The following is a 21893-nucleotide window of genomic DNA, read 5'->3' as shown; positions in this document are numbered from 1 at the left end:
CTATTATTTCTTTTCTGCAATACGCAATTTGGCACTTCGTGCTCTATTATTACTTTTTATTTCCTCGTTAGTAGGCACAATCAATTTTTCGATAGTTTTAAAAGGCACTGAAAAATTGCCAAAAAAATCGCGTTCAGGTTCTCCTTCAAACATGCCGTTTTTCACAAATCGTTTTACTAATCGATCTTCAAGCGAATGATAAGAAATCACACTTAATCTGCCTTCAGGATTTAAAATATCAAGAGATTGCTCTAAAAATTCTTTTAAAACATCCATTTCCTGATTCACTTCAATACGAATCGCTTGATAAATTTGGGCCAACACTTTATTACGCACTTTTTCTGGTAAATATTTAGCCAAAATCACTTTCAATTCATCTGTGGTTTTGATGGAATGCTTCTCTCTAGCTTCTATAATTGTTCTAGATAAAGCTGGCGCATTTTTTAATTCACCATAATCCCAAAAAACTCTTCTCAGATTCGCATCATCATATTCATTGACTACTCTATAGGCGCTCAAATCATTTTTTTGACTCATACGCATGTCTAATTCTGCATCAAAACGAGTAGAAAAACCTCTTTCTGCTACATCAAATTGGTGAGAAGAAACACCTAAATCTGCCAAAATTCCATCGACCCCTTTTACGCCATAAAACCGAAGAAAGCGCTTGATAAATCTGAAATTTTCATTAATCAAAGTAAAACGCTCATCTGGCAAAGCATTAGCCAATGCATCTTCATCTTGATCAAAAGCAAATAACTTCCCATCAGGCCCAAGTCTTCTTAATATTTCGGCCGAATGTCCTCCACCTCCAAAAGTAACGTCTACATACACCCCATCAGGCTTGATATTCAAACCATCTACTGTTTCTTTTAGCAATACAGGATTATGATATTCCATTGTCATTATTATTTAGGTTACCCATTACTTCTTCTGCTAAATCAGCAAAATCAAGATCCTCTCCACTAATTGATTTTTCATATAAATCCTTATCCCAAATCTCTACAATTGTAACTGCTGATGAAAAAACCACATCTTTAGCTATACTTGCAAAACCAACCAAGTCTTTCGGAATCAACATTCTGCCCAAAGCATCAATTTCTACCACTTTTACACCAGCGGTAAATCGACGAATAAAATCATTGTTTTTTTTAACAAACCGATTCAATCCATTTACTTTTTGCATCATGACATTCCATTCCGCCATTGGATACAATTCTAAACAAGGTTGGAACACGGAGCGCTTCAAAACGAAACCGTCTTGAAGTGAAGAAGCCAATTGCTTTTTTAAAGGTGAAGGCAACATTACCCGACCTTTAGCATCGACTTTACACTCATATGTACCAATAATTGCATCCACTTATTTTGCATTAGATTGTATAAAGCAAAAATATATAAAATTTTACCACAATTTACCACTTTATACCACTTTGTTGATAAGTTTAGCCACTTCTAACCCAAAAGCCTTAATTTATGCACTATCAATACATTAGCATTGAATATTTTTTTTGTAAGAAAGTTAATAGCTATAAATATTTATCAAAAACTTCTTTCAAAAATCAGACAAACTACAACAGACAAATTCCAAATATTCACACCTTAAAACCTCTAGTCTTAAGTTCAATAAATAAGTAAAAAAGAATAATATCGGTAAAAAGCAACCTTAACAATTTATTTTAATTTAATAAATCCTATATTTGTCGAAATTGAAATTGAGTCACATATTACATGGAAAAATACTATAAAAAAGAAGGCAAGTATAGCTATTATGAAGCCGGAGAAGGCACTCCAATCGTAATCCTTCACGGGCTTATGGGAGGATTAAGTAACTTTGATGCTGTGGCAAGTTATTTTTCTGAAAGAGGATATAAAATTATTATTCCCGATTTACCCATATATACCCAAAATATTTTAAAGACTAACGTTAAAAGCTTTGCGATTTACGTGAAAAATTTTATTACCTATAAAGGCCTAGAACGTGTTATTCTTTTAGGTAATTCCTTGGGAGGTCATATCGCTTTATACCACACCAAAATGTATCCCGAAAAAGTGGCCGGTCTAGTAATCACAGGGAGTTCAGGTCTTTATGAAAGCGCTATGGGCGACAGCTATCCCAAAAGAGGAGACTATGAATACATCAAAAAGAAAGCAGAAGATGTCTTTTACGATCCAAAAATTGCTACTCCAGAATTAATAGATGAGGTTTTTGCTACAGTAAATGACCGAATCAAATTAATCAAAACCTTGACCATTGCCAAAAGCGCCATCCGTCATAATATGGCCAAAGATTTGCCAAAAATGCATGTTCAAACCTGTATTATTTGGGGCAAAAACGACAAAGTAACACCTCCTGAAGTCGCTGAAGAATTCCACAAACTCATGCCAAACTCGAGCCTATATTGGATTGACAAATGTGGTCATGCCGCTATGATGGAGCATCCAGAAGAATTCAATAGAGTTTTAGAAGATTGGTTAAGCCATACGCAGTTATCGACACATTAATCAAAACGATTAGAAAACAAAAAAATGAAAATCAATACCGCTGAGTTTGTCATAAGTAATTCTGATGTAAGCAAATGTCCTAAAGATTTCTTACCAGAATATGCTTTTATTGGACGATCTAACGTAGGTAAATCCTCGTTGATCAACATGCTAACTAATCACAAAAAATTAGCCAAAACTTCGGCAAGACCCGGAAAAACACAGCTTATCAATCATTTTTTAATCAATAATAATTGGTTCTTGGTTGATTTACCTGGTTATGGCTATGCCAAAGTTTCCAAGAAGACAAAATCCATATTTCAAGAATTTATCACTGATTATTTTGAATCAAGAGAGCAGTTAGTTTGCGCTTTTGTTTTGATAGACATTCGTCATGAAGCACAAACTATAGATATTGAGTTCATGTCGTATATGGGAGAAAGTGAAATTCCTTTTTGTATCATTTTCACAAAAGCAGACAAAATAAGTCGAGTGAAAATTGATTCTCACATTGCTGCCTATAAGAAAAAAATGTTGGCAAACAATTGGTCCGAAATGCCTCATTACTTTGTAACTTCCTCTACTGAATCAACAGGAAAAGAAGAACTATTGCATTACATTGATGAGGTAAATCAAGAAGTTTTCAAAAACAACAATACGTTTTAAACGACAAAATATAAATCCCAAATCATATAATTTCAAATTAAGATTTGGGATTTTATCATTTTAGAAGTTTACTTTTTCAATTCTAATTTTTCGGCGAAATAATCGCAAAAATCCATCATGGTATCTGCCATTTTTTCGTCATTGGTAGCTCTCTTGAATGTTTCTGACATTGCTACTAAAGTTTGGTGAAAGAAAATCTTCATTTCGTCCACTGGCATATCTTTCGTCCACAAATCTATTCGCATACTTTCTTTATGATTGCTATCCCAAATAGAAAGCATAATTGCTTTTGCCTCCTCCGCATTTACGCCTCCATCTTCAGCAGACCAAAGCAGTTTTTCGGGTACTCGATTTTCATCTAATTCTACTTGAAACTTAATTTCTGAGGTATGTGTATTTGACATTATTTCTTGGGTTTATATTTGGATTGTTCAAAAATTTCTTTGGCCTTCTTGGTCAACAATTCGTTAATCGAAATGTCATTATTTTTCATATAAGAACGTACAATTTGCCATCCAATCCAAGCACCCACTTGGCCTGGTGACTCATTATCTATTTCTAAATAAAATTTTGAAAAAGGTGCCGGGCTCAAAAAACGAGGCACTAATTTAGCATCTACACTATACAACATCTCTTTATCTATAAAATAACGCCAAATGTATCCCTCATTTTCAGAACACCAAGCCATTTGTTCTGGAGTATACCCCATTCTGACAGCATCTGTATATTCTGGAAGCAATAGTTCTTTTATATACAACTCTTTACCCAAATAAATCATTTGAGATATAAAGGTTTTGTCGGCATCTGGAACCATTTTAGTTTGAATAAAACTAGAGGCAATATCCGGAACGATTTGTGAGGATTCAAAATTTTGCTTAATATATTCAGGAAACTGATAAAACTTATGATCTTTACCCAAATACAATTCCAAAGAAACGATAACCAAACTATCCGCATAAATGGATTTCGTATTATAATCCATTTCTGAAATCAAGGTAACCACTTTGGGCGTCTTTGTTTTCGGGAAGTAAAACTTTATATGCTTAAATAAGGTCTCTATTTCTTGATTTACGGACTCAAAATCACCATATTTTTTTTGAACTTCAGCATACAATTCCCTCCATTGCGGGTGTTGCATTTTTTCAATCCAAACAGCATCATCTGTTCCTGCGGGGAAAAAATAAGGGTATTTTTTCTTTAATTGATTCAAATCTTCAGGTTTTGTCTCAAAAAATGCTTTGTCAAATCGATCTACTTTAATTTCAACTGGAATTTCTTCTACAGCTTTTTCTACTTTATTTTTTTTATCACATGAGAGCAAAAAGAAACAAATAATTAGTGGGGCTAGATAGATTTTCATGTATATAAAATTAATTCGTGCTTATTTTAAATAAACTTAAGTCATCCAGTTTATGAACTGGAATCATGGCGCTTTCATATTTATTATATAATTTAGCTTCAAAATGTCTTATGAAAAATCCTTTTGAAAACATTTTGCAAATATACATCCCTGCTTTTTAAAACGTAAACTATTATGATTAAAAAAACGCTATTATCTCCAGAAAAAATAAACACTCAAATAGTAAAATGGCTAACTGATTATGCCATTAATGCCAAGTCGAAAGGATTCGTAATTGGTATTTCTGGAGGCGTTGACTCCGCGGTAACTTCTACATTATGTGCACAAACGGGAATGGAAGTACTTTGTGTAGAAATGCCCATCCACCAAGCGCCTTCTCACGTTAGTCGCGCTCAGGAGCACATCAAACAATTAAAAGATCGTTTTCCTAATGTAAAAAGTGCCGCTTCAGATTTAACCCCTGTTTTTGAAGCATTCAAAAAAGTAGTCCCCGAGCACGAAGATACTGCTAAAATGAACTTGTCATTAGCCAACACAAGAGCTCGTTTGCGAATGAGCACCTTATATTACTATGCTGGAATTCATGGATTACTAGTGGCAGGAACTGGAAATAAAGTTGAAGATTTTGGTGTTGGTTTTTATACTAAATATGGAGATGGTGGAGTAGATTTAAGCCCAATAGCCGATTTACTCAAATCAGATGTGTATGCATTAGGTGAATTTCTCAAAATTCCAAATTCTATTTTAGTTGCAGCTCCGACAGATGGCTTATTTGGAGATGATCGATCAGACGAAGATCAACTAGGTGCGAGCTATGACGAACTCGAATGGGCTATGCTTCAAGACGAATTAGGAAAAACTACTTCGGAATTTCAAGGTAGAGAAAAAGAAGTTTTCGCAACTTACAAACGTCTAAATACCGCTAATCAACACAAAATGAACCCAATACCTGTATGCGTTTTAGATAAAAAATAAAAAAAATTAACATTTTTAAACTTTATTGTATTTTTTTTACTACATTTATGCTATCATTTTGATAGACAACTCTTAAAAAATAAATACCATGATTAAAGTTTGTTTAGCAGATAACTATCCTGTAACGCATTTCGGAGTAAAATCGTACTTTAAAGATCACGATGAAATCTCTATTGTAGCCAATGTCGGTAATTTTTCGATGGTCCGAGACATCCTTCAAAACAAGGAAATCGATGTCTTGGTAATCGACTTAGAACTAGAAGGATTGGCGAGTATTTTTGAAATCAAGGCGATGTTGAAAAACTACCCTAAAACGAAGATTATTATTTTTAGTAGTCTTTCGGAACAAATTTATGCTCCAAATGCAATTAAAGCAGGAGTTTCTGGCTATGTTCACAAATCCGAGAAACTTGAAACTTTAGGTCAATCGATTGTAAAAGTACACCAAGGAAAAATTATTGTGAACGAAAATGTTCGTAAAAACATGGCTTTGATAGCCAAACAAAGTAAAAGCGAACGTTTGTATCGTAAATTATCTAACCGAGAAATTGAAGTATTGCGCTATTTAAGCGATGGTAAGAAAAACCATGAAATAGCTGAAATTCTTTCTCTAAACGAAAAAACAATTAGTACTTACAAATTGCGTTTATTGACCAAATTAAATGTAACCAACTTGGTTGATTTAGTCAATAAAGCCAAAACATTAGAAATTGTATAATTTCTAAATCTCTAAACAGAGATTTTATTGTAGAAGAGGAAGCTATTGCTTCCTCTTTTTTATATATAGGTAGAACGAATTCTACCAATAGCTCCTGTCAAATTAACCTTGAGCTTATTATAATCATTAATCATTACCTTCAATTCTTCTATATCCGCTTCGGGATTAGATGAGAATTCATTCATCAAATCCATAATTAATTTATTGATTAGATATTCGCGAATAGAAATAATAGTTTCCGAAGTGTGCTGACTTACAGTTTCTGTTTTTTGTTTCACAAAAATATTTTGCCCTTCCCAATTATGAAGCACAATTTGTTCTTCTTCCATCAAAACATCGGTAACTTCTTGGGCAAATTCAGGCTTTAAACTCTTTAAATAATTTTCAATCCCATCAGTTTCGTTCTGCAAATAGTAATTGATTAAATCATTAAAAATAGCTCTAAACAATGGATTGGCTAATTCTACCTCATCTTCTTGTAAACTCAAATAGATTCTCTGAAAAACTTTGTACTCCTTTTTTTCAACCACGTGTACAATCTCGCCATCGGTATTTGCTTTTAAAAGTACATCTTCAAAAACTTCATTTTTATTTCCGTAGAGCAATAAAATCTCGATTATTTTTCTTTCCAAACGGTATAAAACATCGATTTTCTCTGTCTGAACAGGGTTTTCGTTCTTAACAATTTCAAATGCTTTTTGCTCTTGCTTTTGTTTTTTCCCTACTTCCGCAACATCTTTTTGCACTAATTGCGCTAGGGTACTCACCAAAACTTGCTCAGAAATATCCATAATTCTAGAACATTCTTGCAAATAAATTTCTCGTTGAATACGGTCTGGAATCTTAGAAATACTCGTCACCATATCCCGAATCAAATCGGCTTTTTTGATGGGATCATTCTTAGCTTCGTTCATTAAAAGCGAGGCTTTGAACTGAATAAAATCCTTTGCGTTATGCTCTAAGTAAGCTACTAAATCATCATAAGATGTCTTTTTAGCAAAACTATCTGGGTCGTCGCCATCAGGAAAAGTACACACTTTTACATTCATCCCTTCCTCCAAAATCAAATCGATTCCTCGAATGGAAGCACGAAGACCCGCAGCATCACCATCAAAAAGTACGGTAATATTTTTGGTCAATCTATTGATTAATCGGATTTGGTCGGGTGTTAAAGCCGTACCTGAAGAGGCCACCACATTTTCGATTCCTGCTTGATGAAATTGAATTACATCGGTATATCCTTCAACTAGATAACAATTATTTTGTTTAGCAATGGCTTGTTTGGCTTGGAAAATTCCGTACAAGACTTTGCTCTTATGATAAATTTCGCTCTCGGGAGAGTTTAAATATTTGGCTGCTTTTTTATCATTGGTTAAGATTCGCCCACCAAAACCCAAGGTTCTACCCGACATGCTTTGGATAGGAAACATAACCCTGCCTTTGAATCGATCAAACGGTCTGTCGTCTCTTGGAATGGTCAAGCCGGTACTTTCTAAATACTGCAATTGGTAACCTTTTCCAAGTGCTTCTTTAGTCAGCGCGTCCCAAGTTTCTGGGGAATAGCCTAACCCGAATTTTTTTATAGTTTCGTTGGTGAAACCTCTTTCTTTGAAATACGAATAGCCAATCGCCTTCCCTTCTTCTGTATTTAATAGTGTGGAATGAAAATAATTTTTCGCAAATTCAGACACCAAAAACATACTTTCTCGAACATCAGTATTGGCTTTTTCAGCATCGGTTTGTTCTGTTTCTTCGATTTCGATATTGTATTTTTTGGCCAAATATCGAATGGCTTCGGGATAGGTAAAATGTTCGTGCTCCATTAAAAAAGCTACTGCATTTCCTCCTTTTCCAGAACTAAAATCTTTCCAAATTTGTTTTACTGGCGACACCATAAAAGAAGGTGAACGCTCGTCTGAGAAAGGACTCAAGCCCTTGAAATTGCTCCCAGCGCGTTTTAATTGTACAAAGTCGCCAATAACCTCCTCTACACGAGCAGTTTCGAAAACGGTATCTATGGTTGCTTTTGAAATCAATTTATAAGGGAATAAAGTTGGAAAAGTCCAAAGATACAAAGTTAATTTTGGATTATTAAACTTAGTATTATTACACCATAATTCGTCTATAAAGGTTTTGGCTATGAATGCACTGATTTAAGACAAATTAGCGTGTAATTTTAACCGCAAGGTTCGCAAAGGAAAAATCGCAAGGTTCGCAAAGTTTTGGCTTTGTGGTTCAATTGAAAAAAGTCTTAGTGATCTACTAAATCAGTGTCCGAATTATGGCACGCAGATCTCGCGGATTTAACTTGATAGGTGGTGTGGGTGGCTTCAAAAAATATAGTAGCTATTCAGCTTGTAAAGGTTTTAGCCACGAATTCACAGATTCAACACAAATTAGTGTGAATTTTTAACCGCAAGGTTCACAAAGGAAAAATCGCAAGGTCCGCAAAGTTTTGGCTTTGTGGTTCAATTGAAAAAAGTCTTAGTGAATCTACTAAATCAGTGCACGCATTATGGCACGCAGATCTCGCGGATTCAAATAGACAAGTGGTGCGGGTGGGTTCAAAAAAATATAGTAACTATTCAGCTAGTCTTGCTTTGAATTGGCTCCAGCTTTAGCTGGAGTTATGGGAATTGATTTCATTGGCTTTAGCCAAATAAAAGCAGCTAATTTTGGCTAAAGCCTTTAAAACTTTCAAATTTCATCCCTCCAACTAAAGTTGGAGGCAATTAATGTCCAAAAAAAACTTAATAGCAACAAAATGTAATTTATAATTCACCTGATACTATTAAATTTCTTCCAAGGAAAAAACCTTGCTAATCGTATAGCCCCGACAGAAGGGAAAAACCTCGTGAGCTGGGGTTCAGCTCACGAGGTTTAGGAATGATGGCGGGAACGATGTGGCCTGAAAAAGCCCGATGATTCGCTCCTAGTTTTAATTAAAATCGAAACGGATTCCCATAGAAATATTGTTTTGGTCTACTGCATTGCTTGTAAAAAGTGGATTCAAATCGTATTTCACATACAAACTCGTTTCTTTGTACCCGATGTAGGAACTCAAACCATAAATGAAGTTACTGGTGTTGAAATCTGCTTTGTTTTTGGCGTAAATTTTATCACCATTTTCACGATATTCTATCTTTTGTTTGGATTTTAAATTGATTCCTGCGTAACCTCCTAACCCAAAACGAAAGGATTTGTGGGTTCTGAATTGACGCTTGTCGTCGTTCATTGTACTGCCAGAAAAATCGAATTCTAAATGCATAGGAACCACTAAATAGACGTTTCTGAAACGGGATTCTTTCAAGTCTTTGGAATACACTTCTAGGTTAGTCTGGTCTCCATTTACCACAAAAGTGCGGTTATTGGTTGGACGCAAATTATTATACATTACGGACATACCGTATTTGAAATGCAATAAATTATTGTCTTTCAAAATTCTAGTATTGTAGGTAGTTCCCCACTCATAAAAATGAGAACCCATAAATTTGAAATCTTTGTCTTGTAATTTGCCGTCAACCATAAGGTTGTTCAAACCGGCAGCAAAAACAAATTGGCTAGTGGTTCTTTTTTCTCCAAATTTTATTTCTTTCTTTTTATTTCTGAAGTCGAAATCGTCGTCCCAGTGAATTACTAAAGTTCTAGAAGAATCGCTTTCTTTGATTTTTCCGTCCACTTTTAGCTGTACCAATTCGTTCAATTGTTCTTGTTCTTTGGCTACTCGGGCTTCGATATTGATGGCTCTGGCTTCGGCGAGGACTTTCTTTTTCTCGTCGGCTTTTTCTTTGGTGATTGTACCTGCTTGTAACTGAAGATTTACGGCTTCGATTTCTTCTTTTAGTGCTGCTTTTTCTTCTTTGGTGATTTTTTCAATGCGTGTTGCAATTTCCTTAGCTCTTTTTTCGAAGGATTCTTGCCCTATCATTTTGCTGGCTAAAAGACAGAATAAGGCGGCTAGATAAATGGTAAAATTTCTCATGATTACTAGTTTTTAAAAATTTGATTGATGATTGATTGTTTTTATTCTTGATTGTTTCTGTTGGCCAAAGCCACTTTTACGGTTTGATAATTTTTATTCACTTTGGCGATTACTTTTTCTCTAAAAGAGAGTTCCAATTCTCCATCAACTTGCGATAATAAAGTAGAAGGATTGACTTGAATTTTTTGTTTTTTTTGGATTAGTGTGGGTGCTACTTGAACATTTTCATCTATCGCGGCAATAGCTTGATGTTCTGTGCTTTTTTCGATAGTAGTACTAATTTGATTGTTGGTGGTTGTGATTTGATTGTTGATTGAAAGCTCCTGATGCGTATTTTTTGTGATTGTAATTTGGTTATTGGTAACCTTAGAGACATTCGTTGCCACAACGGATTTAGGCTGAATACTTACTTCGTTTTTTGGTTGAATAGAAGACTGTGTTGTAACCGAATCTTTAACTACAGCAGAAGTCACCACAATTTCTTGAGATGGTGTTATAACATTACTTTCTTTTGATGTGCTAAAAAAGAGTGTTCCTACCAATAATAGTCCCGTAACACTTGCTGCCACATACCACCAAGTCATTTTTTTCTTTGGCTTTTCTTGGACAGACAACATGGCGTCTAGTCGGTCCCAAGCTTGAGCTGAGGGAGCAATTTCTCGATTGGAAAGCTTCTCTTTGGCTTGTTGTTCAAAATTATTTCGTTCCATTTTGCTTATTTTTTAAGCAGTTGATCTGCTGTTGTAACATTTTTCTAGCGTGCGATAATTGTGATTTTGAAGTGCCTTCAGAAATACCAAGCAATTGAGCAATTTCCTGATGTTTGTATCCTTCTATCGCATATAAATTAAACACCATTTTATAGCCTTCTGGAAGTGTATCAATTAAGGTTTGAATTTCTTCTACAGAGAATTGATGTCCTATAGCATCAAAACTTTCTTCTACAAAAAACTCGTCTTCGGTGTATTTCATTTTTTTATTAACTCTCAAAAAAGAAATACATTCATTGACCATAATTCTGCGGATCCAACCTTCGAAACTTCCTTTGTGTTCAAAATTTCTTAGATTCACAAAAACCTTCATAAATGCGGTAATCATTACATCTTCTGCTTGATGAATATCTTTGATATACTGCCTGCAAACCCCTAACATTTTTGAAGAAAACTTGGAATACAACTGTTGTTGCGCCTGCCTATTGTTTTTAATGGCAAGTTGAATCAATTTTTGTTCTTCATGATGTAATGGAATTACTTTCATATAATAAAACGTGTTGGTCAGCAGTTGTTGTTTTTGTAAAACCGACTTCTATTAGCATAGACGAGGCAAGCAACAAAAAGGTTGCATGCAGTTGTTTTATTTTTGATAAAAAAATAGAAATACCAATAATTACGGTACTTTACAGACGAAAAAAAAATTATTTTTTTCTTTCGATTACATAATTGACCATTAAGGTCAAGGCCGATTTATAATCTGAAGTGGGGGAATTTTCAAGAATGGCTAATGCTTCTTGTTGAAAGTCAATCATTTTTTGTTCGGCATAAGAAAGTCCACCATTGTTAACTACAAAAGCAATAACTTCTTTTACTCGCTTTTTGTCTTTGTTATGGTTTTTGATGGAATTAATTAACCAACTTTTTTCTTTTGAAGTACAGGTATTGAGTACATGAATTAAAGGCAAAGTCATTTTTTGCTCTTTGATATCAATTCCTGTAGGTTTTCCGATGGCATCTTCGGTATAATCGAACAAATCATCTTTAATTTGAAAAGCCATACCTATAAGCTCTCCAAACTTGCGCATTTGTTCAACAACGACTTCATTATCGCTTACCGATCTAGCGCCCAAAGCACAGCACGCTGCAATTAGTGTAGCTGTTTTTTTTCGGATAATTTCGTAATATACTTCTTCTGTAATATCGAGTCTTCTGGCTTTTTCTATTTGCAATAATTCTCCTTCGCTCATTTCGCGAACGGCTACCGAAATAATTCGTAACAAATCAAAATCGCCGTGGTCAATGGATAACAACAAACCTTTGGACAACAAATAATCACCAACTAAAACTGCAATTTTATTTTTCCATAAAGCGTTGATGGAGAAAAAACCTCTTCGACGATTGCTATCATCTACTACATCATCGTGTACTAATGTAGCGGTATGAATCAGCTCAATAACACAAGCACCTCGATAAGTACGCTCTTCTACTGTTCCTCCAGAAATCATCTTTGCAGTAAGAAAAACAAACATTGGACGCATTTGTTTCCCTTTTCTATTTACTATATAATAAGTAATTCGATTAAGTAAGGCTACTTTTGAAGACATTGATTCATAGAACTTTTTCTCGAAAAGTTCCATTTCATCAAAGATGGGCTGCTTTATTTGTGAGGTGATGTTCATTGAGGGTTCAAATATAGCACATTATATAAAAAAAGACACAAAATAGTACTAGATTAAATTAATGAGGAATCTTTTTTGGAGTTATGCATCTTTATTGGCCAATTGTCCACAAGCAGCATCGATATCTTTACCTCTACTTCGTCTCACTTTCACCACAACTCCAATAGCTTGTAACGCTATAATATATGCAGCTATTGCTTCCTCCGAAGCTTGTTGAAACTCACCATCATCAATAGGATTATATTCTATAAGATTCACTTTACAAGGCACATATTTACAAAATTTCACCAAGGCATCAATTGAGGCTTTATCATCGTTAATTCCTTTCCAAACTACATATTCATAGGAAATCTTGCTTTTGGTTTTTCGGTACCAATATTCTAAAGCTTCTCTCAATTCTTTTAGTGGAAAATTGGCACTAAAAGGCATGATTTTGGCACGAACCGAATCAATAGCAGAGTGGAGCGAAACCGCTAATTTGAATTTCACCTCATCATCGGCTAATTTTTTGATCATTTTAGGAATTCCCGAAGTAGACACCATAATCCTCTTGGGAGACATGCCTAATCCTTCCGGAGAAGTAATCATTTCTATAGCTTTCAAGACATTGTTATAGTTCATCAAAGGCTCACCCATACCCATAAAAACAATATTAGACAAAGGATGATTATAGTAAAGTCTACTCTCCTTATCTATAGCAATTACTTGGTCGTAAATTTCGGCTGGTTCTAAATTTCGCATTCTTTTTAATCGTGCTGTTGCGCAAAAATTACAATCCAAACTACAGCCAACTTGACTCGAAACACAGGCGGTAGTTCTTGTTTCGGTAGGAATTAAAACCGATTCGACCACTAATCCATCATGCAAACGAACAGCATTTTTTACCGTACCATCTTCACTGCGTTGCATGGTATCGACTTTGATATGATTAATTACAAAATTCGTTTCTAAAACCATTCTTGTCGCTTTAGACAAATTGGTCATATCCTCAAAACTATGAGCTCCTTTAGTCCATAACCATTCATATACTTGATTGCCACGAAAAGCTTTGTCGCCATTGCTTACAAAAAAGGCTCTCAATTCATCTTTAGACAATGCTCTAATATCTTTTTTCTCAATTTCCATGTTGCAAATTTATTCAATTTTTAATGTTTTGAATTCATTTTCTATTAATAATAACATTCTTGCTAACCACTTCAACTAGAGGTATACGATTGTTAAGCCCGAAAGGAGATCAAATAGAATTTCCTTTTTTTAATGCCATTGAATCCTATTGAAATTAAATGGATTGTATGCTTTCTGAAAACAATAAAATATAAACTATATCTGACTAATTTTTAAAAGACACCCACGTTTAACTAAACCATTTTTGAAAAAAAATCAACGAAATCGATATAAAAATGTTAAAATAAACTTAAAAAAAATAAGGCTGACTTTTATCATATTTCACTAGATAGTTTGTAGCGAAATTTGCTATATAAATAATAGTAAAGACGAATAACTATAAAATATAATACAAACTCAACATAATAATAAGAATTTCATAATAACAAACAAAAGCACCACCATGAAACCAACTAAAAATCATTTCGTTTTTTTAACATTAACTTTAGTATTGATTAACCTCACTGCATTTGCTCAGAAAAACTATGTTTTAGATACTAAAACCAATTTTTCAGTACTAGGAACTTCTACATTACATGACTGGGAAATGACTTCTTCCTCCAAAACTGGGAGCGCCATTCTTACTATCACAGACTCAAAAGTAGTTGACATCAATGCCATTAACATTGACTTAGCTGTCGAAACCATTAAAAGTGGAAAAAGCAGCATGGATAAAATAGCTTATGAAACGCTAAATATTACGAAAGTTAAAAACATAAAATATGTGTTAAAAGATGCAACAAAAGTTAATGAAACTACTTGGAACTTAACTGGAACCTATAGCATTGCAGGAGTTAGCAAAGACTTAAGAACACAAATAAAAGTAACTGTTCTAAATGGAATCGTAAACATTCAAGGTTCGAACAAAATCACTTTTGATGAATTTGGCATGAAACCTCCAACTGCCTTATTGGGTACTATCAAAACAGGAAAAGAGCTTACCATAAAATTCAATCTTAATTACAAATAAAAACTAACAAAAATGAGAGTAATTTATTTTTTAGCAGCCGCTTTATTAAGCCTAACTGCTGCGCAAGCGCAAGACCGATTTGGTCAAATACAAAACTTAATCCCAAGAGACAAAACAGGTATCAATCAATTTGATGTAAAAAAAGACTCTGTTGCATTCAAAGGTTTAAGCATAGATATTGGAGCTGCTTTTGCTTTACAATTTCAAGCAATTAATTCCTTCAACGGTCACCAAGGAACCTCATTTACCAGTCCATCTGGAGCTGCAATCACTGATTACAGACTAAACAATTTGGGGAATAACTTGAACCTTCCAACAGCAAACATGACTATTGGTGCACAATTGTATGATGGTGTTCGTGTTAACTTAGATTTGTATTTAGCAGCAAGACACCACAACGAAACATGGGTAAAAGGAGGCTATTTGCAAATTGATAAATTAGATTTTATTCAAAAAGACTTCTTGAAAGACTTCATGAAATATGCTACAATCAAAATTGGACAAATGGAGAACAACTATGGTGATGCCCACTTTAGAAGATCTGATAATGGTAATGCAATGATGAATCCATTTATAGAAAGTAATATCATGGATTCCTTTACCACAGAGCCTGGAATAGAAGTGTACTATAACAGAAATGGTTTAGTAAGTATGATTGGAGTGACTAATTCTAAATTGAATCAGAACGTATCAGAATTTGTTCCAGGAACAACAACAACAGCTTTACCAGACCAAAACACCACAATTAGCCCAACAATTTTAGCTAAACTAGGATATGACAAACAATTAAGCGACGATCTTAGAGTGCGTTTAACAGGATCCCTATATCACTGTGCAAACACCAGCGGAAACTTATATTCTTCTGAGAGAGCAGGTAGCCGCTACTATGGTGTGATGACTCATGCAGCCTACAAAAACGGAACAACAAATGTTACCAATAATCAAACTGCCGACCTTCAAGCCAATCACACTACTGGTCGTTTTAACCCAAATTTTGGAAATTGGTTAACTGCAGTAATGTTCAATCCTTTTATCAAATACCAAGGATTAGAATTTTTTGGAACCATTGAAATAGCTTCTGGTGGGAACAAAAAAGGAATGGATGAAACCCGCACTGTGAATCAATTTGCCGGAGATGTTGTATATCGTTTTGGCAAAACAGAACAATTCTATCTTGGCGGAAGATACAATACTGTTTCTGGTAAATTAGACAATGCGAACACAGATAAAATCACTATCAACCGTTTTGAAGCTTCTGCTGGTTGGTTTATGACTAAAAACATTTTATCAAAATTGGCCTATGTAAACCAAAACTATAAAGGGTTTAGCCAATTTGAAGCCAATGGAAATCCAAATGATTTATACCAAGGTAAATTCAAAGGATTACTATTTGAAGCCGTTATTACTTTCTAATACAACATGAATAACAAATTAATAATAGGATTTTTGGGTATTGCACTTCTCTATATATTGGGAAGTGCTTCACCCAATTGTCATTCCTCTGAATCCAACCTTATCATCAACAAAATCGAGATCAATATTACTGGTTTATCTACAGTAGGTAAATACAAATGCAGTACGACTTTTATAAAAAAAGACACAATCGTTCTCAATGTTGATAATAAGAATTGCATTAAAGCAGAAATTCCGATGGTCAAATTTGACTGTGGCAACAGAATCATGACTAAAGATTTACAAGCTACAGTAAAAACTACTGAATTCCCTTCAAGCTTTGTCAATATCTCTGACATCAAAGCTTATGGCAACCATTACAAATGCAATCTCAACTTTTTGATTACCAATAAAACTTTGAGATACAAAGATTTTATTTTAACCAAAGACAATAGCAAACTACAAGGAGCTATTGCCCTTAACTTTTCCGACATAGGACTAGTACCCCCTGTAAAAATGGGAGGTTTGATAAAAGTAAAAAATCAGATTGAGGTTAAATTTGATTTGTTTTACAAATAAGGAATCGAAATAGCTAGTGAATTAATACCTTTGCACTAGAACAAAAAAACACTTCGAATGCATTTTTTATCTCAAGATTTAGAAGACTACATTGAGCAACATTCCGAAAAAGAACCCGCAAATTTAGCGGCCTTGAATAAAGAAACCTACCAAAAAATTTTATTGCCAAGAATGCTAAGTGGCCATTTTCAGGGAAGAGTTTTGAGTATGCTTTCTAAACTGATTCGTCCAAAGAATATTCTTGAAATTGGAACTTACACCGGCTACTCGGCTTTATGTTTGTGCGAAGGTATGCAAGAACATGGACAACTACACACCATTGACATCAAAGAAGAATTGGTTGATTTTCAGCGAAAACATTTTGACAAATCGGCTTGGGGCCATCAAATTGTGCAGCATTTAGGAGAAGGAACTGATATTATTCCAACAATTGATTTGACATTTGACTTGGTTTTTATTGATGCCGATAAGGAAAACTACTTGAACTATTTTGAACTTATTGTTCCCAAAATGAACAAAGGCGGTATTATTTTATCAGACAATGTTTTGTGGAGCGGTAAAGTTGTGGAGCCATTACAAAAAAATGATTTGAGCACCAAAGTTTTATTGGAATACAACAAACTCCTAGCTAATGACCCAAGAGTGGAAACCGTTTTACTTCCGATTCGAGATGGATTGACGGTGAGCAGAGTGCTTTAAAGCCTTATACTTTTCTTATCAAATACGATTCCTAGCCCAGATGGGAATGAAAATCCTTTTGGATTGAACGGTATTTTTTCTTGACTAAAAAAAGCGACTGGAAGAAGCTCTTTTTTGGTCTTAGAAAAAAACAGTTTCAAACCAAAAGATTGTAATGTACAGCTGGATAATGCTCCTAATTAGTAATCGGAAAGTACTTTTTTTGAAGGATTTGATACCCTTTATAGGTTAAAAAACCAAAGGTAAATCCGCAAAAATATCCTGCAAGAATGTCTATTGGATAATGCAAGCCTAGATAAATTCGGCTATAGGCAAAAATCAAAGGCCATAAGAAGAGTAGCCCGAAATACTGAAACTTTTTTCGCAACACCAAAAACAAGAAAGTCGCCACCGCCATAGAATTGGCCGCGTGACCTGAGAAAAAACTAAAAGAGCTTCTGGACTGCACCACTCGAATTATGGTATTAATATCAGTATTATTACAGGGTCGCAAACGCTGCACGGTATTTTTGACCAAATTGGTGGTTTGATCTGTAAAAGCAATCAAAAGAGCAACAAAGAGCAACAAAAAAAGGGTTTGCTTGGTTCCAACTTTTTTATAAATGATGTATAAAAGCAACAAAAATAAGGGAGTCCAATTGACTTGTTTGGTGATGAACAACCACAAACCATCGTAGGTCTCAGATCCTAACCCATTTAAAAAAACAAACCACTTAATGTCTAATGCTTCTAGCTTGTCTAACATTACATTTGTCTTTTTATAGGTCCTTCGATTTCGTTGCTTTCTTCGGTTGTTGGTGTTGCAGAAGGTTTTCCTTCTACCACGTTTGCTGCATTGCTAATTTCGGAAGTGAAATTAGTAGCAAAACTACTAATTGAATTGGTAGAATCTCCTAAAATATTTTGTTTGGCTTTATCTATTTCGGAATTGATTCCTCCGGTTAAATCGGATAAGGTTTTTTGGTCCAATCCGTTGGCCTCAGCTCCTTTTTGAATTTCATTTTTAATATCGTTCGTGGCATGTTTTAGCTGTGCCATGGCTTTTCCCATTGTACGCGCTATTTCTGGCACTTTATCCGAACCGAAAAGCATCAAAACGATAAACATGATAAAAATTAGCTCTCCTCCGCCTATTCCAAACATAAGGTTGATTTTTTTTTTGTTGCGACAAATATATTAATTTTAATACAGTTGCTTTTCAAATATTTCATAAAAAAAGAAACCTATGGCAATTGATAAAAAGCCTAAACAGTAAGCAAAACCTAATAAAAAGTTAAAATACATTAAATTAAAAGCATTACTATTACTTTTGTAAACAAAATAACTTTTTTGTAATTAAGTTACTCATTAAATAAATAGTTACTATGAAAGCACTAGCTCGGTTCGTTTTGGTTTTTGTACTTGGATTACAATTAAGTTGGGGACAACAAGATTCCCTTCAAACAAAAAAAACATATACTAATTGGGAGCAAGCAATTAAAAATCCTGAAAAAGTATATCGATTAAACTTGAGCAATCAAACGTTGAATTTAGATTCTCCTGTTTGGGGCAAATTCAAAAACTTGGAATACCTGAATCTAAGCAATGACCATCTTAAAACATTACCTAAGGGGATTGCAAATTTAAAAAAATTAAAGGTATTGGAGTTAAGCGGGAATGACTTTAATAAAGTTCCGGATGAAATTAGCGCCATCGAAAGCCTAGAGGAAGTCTACCTAAATGAATTTAAAAACATCAATTTGCCCAAATCTATTGAAGCGCTTGCAAAACTCCCAAACCTAACGATGCTGCATTTGGAGAACAATAATCTAGATCGTTTGCCTGGTGAGATTACTTTACTGAAAAATTTAGCGCAATTGTATTTAAATCAAAATCGTTTCAAAGAATTCCCAAAAGAAGTAAGAGGACTAAAACATCTAGAACAACTCGACATCAAAAACAATGCTGTCCCAATACCTATGAATCCTCAAGAAAATATGAATTTTGGATTTAGAGTTAATTTTTAAAGAAACCTTTTGGGATGAAAAATAATTATTTCTGGTTTTGTTAGCCATAAATCAACTAACTCTTGTGCAAAGCACTCAAATTACAGACAACAATTCAATTGGTTGGTTTGTCTACAACGGCACTTTCCAACTTTGATTTACAAAACAAATCTAAAGCAATATAGCAATCACAAATGGATAGCATTTTAAACAACCTAAAAATTCAAGTAAACAGCAAAATCTACGTAAAAGATCCAGAAACCTCTACTTTAGGAAAAAAAATCATAGAACATAGCATTTTATTGATCAACGAAGTTGGCTTTGAAGAATTTACCTTCAAAAAACTGGGCGAGTTAATAGGTTCAAACGAAAGTTCTATTTACCGCTATTTTGAAAACAAGCACAAATTATTAGTGTATTTATCTTCGTGGTATTGGAGCTGGATGGAATATCGTTTAGTTTTTTCTACCAATAACATTTCCAACCCCCTTGATAAGCTAGTTAAAGCTATACAAATCGTTACCGAAAAAGTAGAAGACGACACCACCACCACCCACATTAACGAAAGTATCTTGAACAAAATCATCATTCAGGAGTTTACCAAAACCCTGCATACCAAGGATGTTGATGAAGAAAACAAAGAAGGTTTCTTTTTGATTTACAAGCGAGTGATTAATAGAATTGTTCAAATGGTTGCAGAGGTCAATCCTAATTATCCTTTTGCTAAAAGCCTAATTTCATCGATAATGGAAGGAGCATCACATCAACACTTTTTGATGAATCACCTAAAGACCATCACCGATTGCAACTCGGAGACGAGCCCATCTGATTTCTATACGCATTTAATAACGACTCTTTTAAAACAAAAATAATGACACCATTACAACGCTATTACAAATTATTGCTACTAGACAAAAAAGATGTCTACCAAATTATATTTTACGCCATTTTTGCTGGTTTAGTGAGTTTGTCACTTCCTTTGGGCATTCAGGCCATTATCAATTTTATTCAATCGGGAAGAGTGACCGTTTCTTGGATAGTACTTGTGGTTTTTGTGGTTATTGGTGTGGCCTTGGTTGGAATATTATCACTAATGCAACTTCGAATTACCGAAAACCTACAGCAGAAAATATTTGTTCGTTCGTCATTTGAATTTGCCGCTCGAATTCCTAGAATAAAATTCGAAGAACTGTACGATACTTACCCGCCAGAATTAGCCAATCGTTTCTTTGACACGATGACCATTCAAAAAGGGACTTCAAAATTGTTAATCGATTTTTCGGCCGCTTTATTACAAATTTTGTTTGGGATCATTTTGCTCTCGTTTTACCACCCCTATTTTATCATGTTGGGCTTTTTGCTTTTGGTATTACTTTTTTTAATTTTTAAATTTTCATACTTCATTGGACTTGAAAACAGTTTAAAGGTTTCTAAATATAAGTACAAAGTTGCTGGCTGGTTGCAAGAAATGGCTCGTAACAATTATAGTTTTAGAAAAGAACGCAACTACGATTTTGCCTTGCAAAAAAATGACAAATTCGCCAGTGAATACCTCAATTACAGAGAATCCCTTTTTAATGTTTTAAAAAGACAATTTAGTCATTTGATTGTTTTTAAAATCATTATTACCGCTAGTTTACTTTCAATTGGAGGGTATTTGGTAATCTCTCAGGAAATGAACATTGGTCAGTTTGTTGCCGCAGAAATCATTATTTTATTAGTAATCAATTCTGTAGAAAAGATTATTTTAGGTCTAGAAACCCTTTATGATGTATTGACTGCCGTAGAAAAAATTGGCTTAGTTACCGATTTAACGATGGAAGAGGATACCAACTACGAAGCGGACAAATGTTATCATGCGATTACACTTAATGCAGAAGGCTTAGGGATTCAATTTCCTGGGACAGCAAAGAAGATATTAAATGATATTAATTTGAAAATAGATCAAGGGGAACGTGCTTTTATCGAAGGAAAAAACGGATCAGGAAAAACCACTTTGACACGAATTTTATCTGGATTATTGCATCCAACGGAAGGAGATTTATACATTAATGACAATACTTTCAAAAAAATAAATCTCAAGCAATACCGCTCTCAAATTGGGAATATTATTCATAGTGAAACCCCCTTTGAAGGCACTATTTTAGACAACATTATCTTCAACAACCCCGATTGTTCCGATGAAGATTTGAAATGGGCTTTGGATGGAGTACAACTTACGGCATACATCAAGTCATTGCCAAAAGGACTAGAAACACAAATTTTCCCTGAGGGACAACAGTTATCATCCTCAAACGCACAAAAAATATTGTTGGCAAGAAGTATTATCAACAAACCAAAAGTATTGTTTTATGAAGATCCAACCGACGCTATGGACGAAAAAGTAGCTAATGAAATCATTGATTTCATTACATCGGATATAAATAAATGGACGATAATAGTTTCATCCAAAAATCCATATTGGAAGACAAAATGCAACAGATTCCTCACTATGGAAAAAGGTCAAATCATTTCAGATATAAAAAAATAA

At 34.3% G+C, this 21893-nt stretch carries 23 protein-coding genes; 11 read left to right on the top strand and 12 right to left on the bottom strand.

The genetic code is table 11. The features are described 5' to 3' along the window. Window positions 1–3: 3 nt before the first annotated feature. The gene (gene rsmH / locus FLB_RS13310) at window positions 4–906 is read right to left on the bottom strand and encodes a 16S rRNA (cytosine(1402)-N(4))-methyltransferase RsmH (protein ID WP_410503417.1); all 903 of its coding nucleotides are present in this window, start codon (window positions 904–906) and stop codon (window positions 4–6) included. Continuing rightward, a complete protein-coding gene (locus FLB_RS13305) occupies window positions 887–1360 on the bottom strand; it encodes a division/cell wall cluster transcriptional repressor MraZ (protein WP_064716441.1) in 474 nt (157 codons plus the stop codon). The genes rsmH and FLB_RS13305 overlap by 20 nt, the downstream gene beginning before the upstream one ends. A gap of 368 nt (window positions 1361–1728) precedes the next feature. Between FLB_RS13305 and FLB_RS13300 the strand changes: the two genes are divergently transcribed. Beyond that, complete coding sequence (locus tag FLB_RS13300; RefSeq protein WP_064716440.1) at window positions 1729–2502, top strand: alpha/beta fold hydrolase; 774 nt, start codon at window positions 1729–1731, stop codon at window positions 2500–2502. A 24-nt stretch (window positions 2503–2526) separates the two neighbouring features. After that, window positions 2527–3147: a ribosome biogenesis GTP-binding protein YihA/YsxC gene (gene yihA / locus FLB_RS13295; RefSeq protein WP_064716439.1), complete on the top strand. Its 621-nt coding sequence runs from the start codon at window positions 2527–2529 to the stop codon at window positions 3145–3147. A 68-nt stretch (window positions 3148–3215) separates the two neighbouring features. On the opposite strand, the gene gldC is transcribed toward yihA, so the two are convergent. After that, on the bottom strand, window positions 3216–3551 hold the full coding sequence (gldC, locus tag FLB_RS13290; RefSeq protein ID WP_064716438.1) for a gliding motility protein GldC: 336 nt from the start codon (window positions 3549–3551) through the stop codon (window positions 3216–3218). Next, window positions 3551–4507 (bottom strand): gliding motility lipoprotein GldB, encoded by a 957-nt coding sequence (gldB, locus tag FLB_RS13285; protein WP_064716437.1) that lies wholly within the window; start codon window positions 4505–4507, stop codon window positions 3551–3553. The genes gldC and gldB overlap by 1 nt, the downstream gene beginning before the upstream one ends. 174 nt (window positions 4508–4681) lie before the next feature. On the opposite strand from gldB, the gene nadE reads away from it, so the two are divergent. Both nadE and FLB_RS13275 read left to right on the top strand, forming a co-directional pair. Beyond that, window positions 4682–5482 carry an NAD(+) synthase gene (gene nadE / locus FLB_RS13280; protein ID WP_064716436.1) on the top strand — a complete coding sequence of 267 codons (801 nt, stop codon included), beginning with the start codon at window positions 4682–4684 and terminating at the stop codon, window positions 5480–5482. Between the two features lie 88 nt (window positions 5483–5570). Beyond that, complete coding sequence (locus FLB_RS13275) at window positions 5571–6200, top strand: response regulator transcription factor (RefSeq protein WP_064716435.1); 630 nt, start codon at window positions 5571–5573, stop codon at window positions 6198–6200. Between the two features lie 59 nt (window positions 6201–6259). On the opposite strand, the gene dnaG is transcribed toward FLB_RS13275, so the two are convergent. The 6 genes from dnaG to rlmN form a co-directional block, all read right to left on the bottom strand. Further along, window positions 6260–8236, bottom strand: a complete 1977-nt coding sequence (dnaG, locus tag FLB_RS13270; RefSeq protein ID WP_064716434.1) for a DNA primase — start codon at window positions 8234–8236, stop codon at window positions 6260–6262. A 902-nt stretch (window positions 8237–9138) separates the two neighbouring features. Next, window positions 9139–10182 carry a hypothetical protein gene (locus FLB_RS13265; RefSeq protein ID WP_064716433.1) on the bottom strand — a complete coding sequence of 348 codons (1044 nt, stop codon included), beginning with the start codon at window positions 10180–10182 and terminating at the stop codon, window positions 9139–9141. A gap of 41 nt (window positions 10183–10223) precedes the next feature. Beyond that, the gene (locus FLB_RS13260; protein ID WP_064716432.1) at window positions 10224–10892 is read right to left on the bottom strand and encodes a hypothetical protein; all 669 of its coding nucleotides are present in this window, start codon (window positions 10890–10892) and stop codon (window positions 10224–10226) included. Beyond that, complete coding sequence (locus tag FLB_RS13255) at window positions 10879–11439, bottom strand: RNA polymerase sigma factor (RefSeq protein WP_064716431.1); 561 nt, start codon at window positions 11437–11439, stop codon at window positions 10879–10881. Before FLB_RS13255 ends, FLB_RS13260 begins: the two co-directional genes overlap by 14 nt. Before the next feature lie 157 nt (window positions 11440–11596). Next, window positions 11597–12574 carry a polyprenyl synthetase family protein gene (locus FLB_RS13250; RefSeq protein ID WP_064716430.1) on the bottom strand — a complete coding sequence of 326 codons (978 nt, stop codon included), beginning with the start codon at window positions 12572–12574 and terminating at the stop codon, window positions 11597–11599. A gap of 81 nt (window positions 12575–12655) precedes the next feature. Beyond that, on the bottom strand, window positions 12656–13699 hold the full coding sequence (gene rlmN, locus FLB_RS13245) for a 23S rRNA (adenine(2503)-C(2))-methyltransferase RlmN (protein ID WP_064716429.1): 1044 nt from the start codon (window positions 13697–13699) through the stop codon (window positions 12656–12658). A gap of 442 nt (window positions 13700–14141) precedes the next feature. Here rlmN and FLB_RS13240 point away from each other — a divergent pair, with 442 nt between their 5' ends. The 4 genes from FLB_RS13240 to FLB_RS13225 are packed head-to-tail and all read left to right on the top strand — an operon-like array spanning window position 14142 to window position 17378. Further along, window positions 14142–14708 (top strand): YceI family protein, encoded by a 567-nt coding sequence (locus tag FLB_RS13240; protein ID WP_064716428.1) that lies wholly within the window; start codon window positions 14142–14144, stop codon window positions 14706–14708. A gap of 12 nt (window positions 14709–14720) precedes the next feature. Further along, window positions 14721–16121 carry a hypothetical protein gene (locus FLB_RS13235; RefSeq protein ID WP_064716427.1) on the top strand — a complete coding sequence of 467 codons (1401 nt, stop codon included), beginning with the start codon at window positions 14721–14723 and terminating at the stop codon, window positions 16119–16121. Between the two features lie 6 nt (window positions 16122–16127). Beyond that, window positions 16128–16679 carry a hypothetical protein gene (locus FLB_RS13230; protein ID WP_064716426.1) on the top strand — a complete coding sequence of 184 codons (552 nt, stop codon included), beginning with the start codon at window positions 16128–16130 and terminating at the stop codon, window positions 16677–16679. Window positions 16680–16736: 57 nt separating this feature from the next. Further along, the gene (locus tag FLB_RS13225; protein ID WP_064716425.1) at window positions 16737–17378 is read left to right on the top strand and encodes an O-methyltransferase; all 642 of its coding nucleotides are present in this window, start codon (window positions 16737–16739) and stop codon (window positions 17376–17378) included. Between the two features lie 175 nt (window positions 17379–17553). Here FLB_RS13225 and FLB_RS13220 read toward each other — a convergent pair whose 3' ends face one another. Together FLB_RS13220 and FLB_RS14175 are read right to left on the bottom strand one after the other, a co-directional pair. Continuing rightward, entirely contained in the window at window positions 17554–18123 is a 570-nt protein-coding gene (locus FLB_RS13220) for a phosphatase PAP2 family protein (protein WP_064716424.1), read from the bottom strand. Further along, a complete protein-coding gene (locus FLB_RS14175) occupies window positions 18123–18521 on the bottom strand; it encodes a twin-arginine translocase TatA/TatE family subunit (RefSeq protein WP_082923297.1) in 399 nt (132 codons plus the stop codon). Before FLB_RS14175 ends, FLB_RS13220 begins: the two co-directional genes overlap by 1 nt. 221 nt (window positions 18522–18742) lie before the next feature. On the opposite strand from FLB_RS14175, the gene FLB_RS13210 reads away from it, so the two are divergent. The 3 genes from FLB_RS13210 (at window position 18743) to FLB_RS13200 (ending at window position 21893) form a co-directional block, all read left to right on the top strand. After that, window positions 18743–19384 carry a leucine-rich repeat domain-containing protein gene (locus FLB_RS13210; protein ID WP_064716423.1) on the top strand — a complete coding sequence of 214 codons (642 nt, stop codon included), beginning with the start codon at window positions 18743–18745 and terminating at the stop codon, window positions 19382–19384. Window positions 19385–19557: 173 nt separating this feature from the next. Continuing rightward, complete coding sequence (locus FLB_RS13205) at window positions 19558–20235, top strand: TetR/AcrR family transcriptional regulator (protein ID WP_064716422.1); 678 nt, start codon at window positions 19558–19560, stop codon at window positions 20233–20235. Further along, the gene (locus FLB_RS13200; protein ID WP_064716421.1) at window positions 20235–21893 is read left to right on the top strand and encodes a peptidase domain-containing ABC transporter; all 1659 of its coding nucleotides are present in this window, start codon (window positions 20235–20237) and stop codon (window positions 21891–21893) included. The genes FLB_RS13205 and FLB_RS13200 overlap by 1 nt, the downstream gene beginning before the upstream one ends.

Origin of the sequence: Flavobacterium succinicans (assembly GCF_001662485.1) — a bacterium.
Lineage (GTDB): Bacteria > Bacteroidota > Bacteroidia > Flavobacteriales > Flavobacteriaceae > Flavobacterium > Flavobacterium succinicans_A.
The sequence above is the reverse complement of the archived record's forward strand: the minus strand, read 5'-3'. Positions and strand labels throughout refer to the sequence as shown.

Excerpts from the sequence above, each read along its gene's own strand:
- rsmH (WP_410503417.1), bottom strand. The coding sequence starts at position 906 with ATGACAATGGAATATCATAATCCTGTATTGCTAAAAGAAACAGTAGAT.
- FLB_RS13300 (WP_064716440.1), top strand. The coding sequence starts at position 1,729 with ATGGAAAAATACTATAAAAAAGAAGGCAAGTATAGCTATTATGAAGCC.
- yihA (WP_064716439.1), top strand. The coding sequence starts at position 2,527 with ATGAAAATCAATACCGCTGAGTTTGTCATAAGTAATTCTGATGTAAGC.
- gldC (WP_064716438.1), bottom strand. The coding sequence starts at position 3,551 with ATGTCAAATACACATACCTCAGAAATTAAGTTTCAAGTAGAATTAGAT.
- gldB (WP_064716437.1), bottom strand. The coding sequence starts at position 4,507 with ATGAAAATCTATCTAGCCCCACTAATTATTTGTTTCTTTTTGCTCTCA.
- nadE (WP_064716436.1), top strand. The coding sequence starts at position 4,682 with ATGATTAAAAAAACGCTATTATCTCCAGAAAAAATAAACACTCAAATA.
- FLB_RS13275 (WP_064716435.1), top strand. The coding sequence starts at position 5,571 with ATGATTAAAGTTTGTTTAGCAGATAACTATCCTGTAACGCATTTCGGA.
- FLB_RS13265 (WP_064716433.1), bottom strand. The coding sequence starts at position 10,182 with ATGAGAAATTTTACCATTTATCTAGCCGCCTTATTCTGTCTTTTAGCC.
- FLB_RS13260 (WP_064716432.1), bottom strand. The coding sequence starts at position 10,892 with ATGGAACGAAATAATTTTGAACAACAAGCCAAAGAGAAGCTTTCCAAT.
- FLB_RS13255 (WP_064716431.1), bottom strand. The coding sequence starts at position 11,439 with ATGAAAGTAATTCCATTACATCATGAAGAACAAAAATTGATTCAACTT.
- FLB_RS13250 (WP_064716430.1), bottom strand. The coding sequence starts at position 12,574 with ATGAACATCACCTCACAAATAAAGCAGCCCATCTTTGATGAAATGGAA.
- rlmN (WP_064716429.1), bottom strand. The coding sequence starts at position 13,699 with ATGGAAATTGAGAAAAAAGATATTAGAGCATTGTCTAAAGATGAATTG.
- FLB_RS13240 (WP_064716428.1), top strand. The coding sequence starts at position 14,142 with ATGAAACCAACTAAAAATCATTTCGTTTTTTTAACATTAACTTTAGTA.
- FLB_RS13235 (WP_064716427.1), top strand. The coding sequence starts at position 14,721 with ATGAGAGTAATTTATTTTTTAGCAGCCGCTTTATTAAGCCTAACTGCT.
- FLB_RS13230 (WP_064716426.1), top strand. The coding sequence starts at position 16,128 with ATGAATAACAAATTAATAATAGGATTTTTGGGTATTGCACTTCTCTAT.
- FLB_RS13225 (WP_064716425.1), top strand. The coding sequence starts at position 16,737 with ATGCATTTTTTATCTCAAGATTTAGAAGACTACATTGAGCAACATTCC.
- FLB_RS13220 (WP_064716424.1), bottom strand. The coding sequence starts at position 18,123 with ATGTTAGACAAGCTAGAAGCATTAGACATTAAGTGGTTTGTTTTTTTA.
- FLB_RS14175 (WP_082923297.1), bottom strand. The coding sequence starts at position 18,521 with ATGTTTGGAATAGGCGGAGGAGAGCTAATTTTTATCATGTTTATCGTT.
- FLB_RS13210 (WP_064716423.1), top strand. The coding sequence starts at position 18,743 with ATGAAAGCACTAGCTCGGTTCGTTTTGGTTTTTGTACTTGGATTACAA.
- FLB_RS13205 (WP_064716422.1), top strand. The coding sequence starts at position 19,558 with ATGGATAGCATTTTAAACAACCTAAAAATTCAAGTAAACAGCAAAATC.
- FLB_RS13200 (WP_064716421.1), top strand. The coding sequence starts at position 20,235 with ATGACACCATTACAACGCTATTACAAATTATTGCTACTAGACAAAAAA.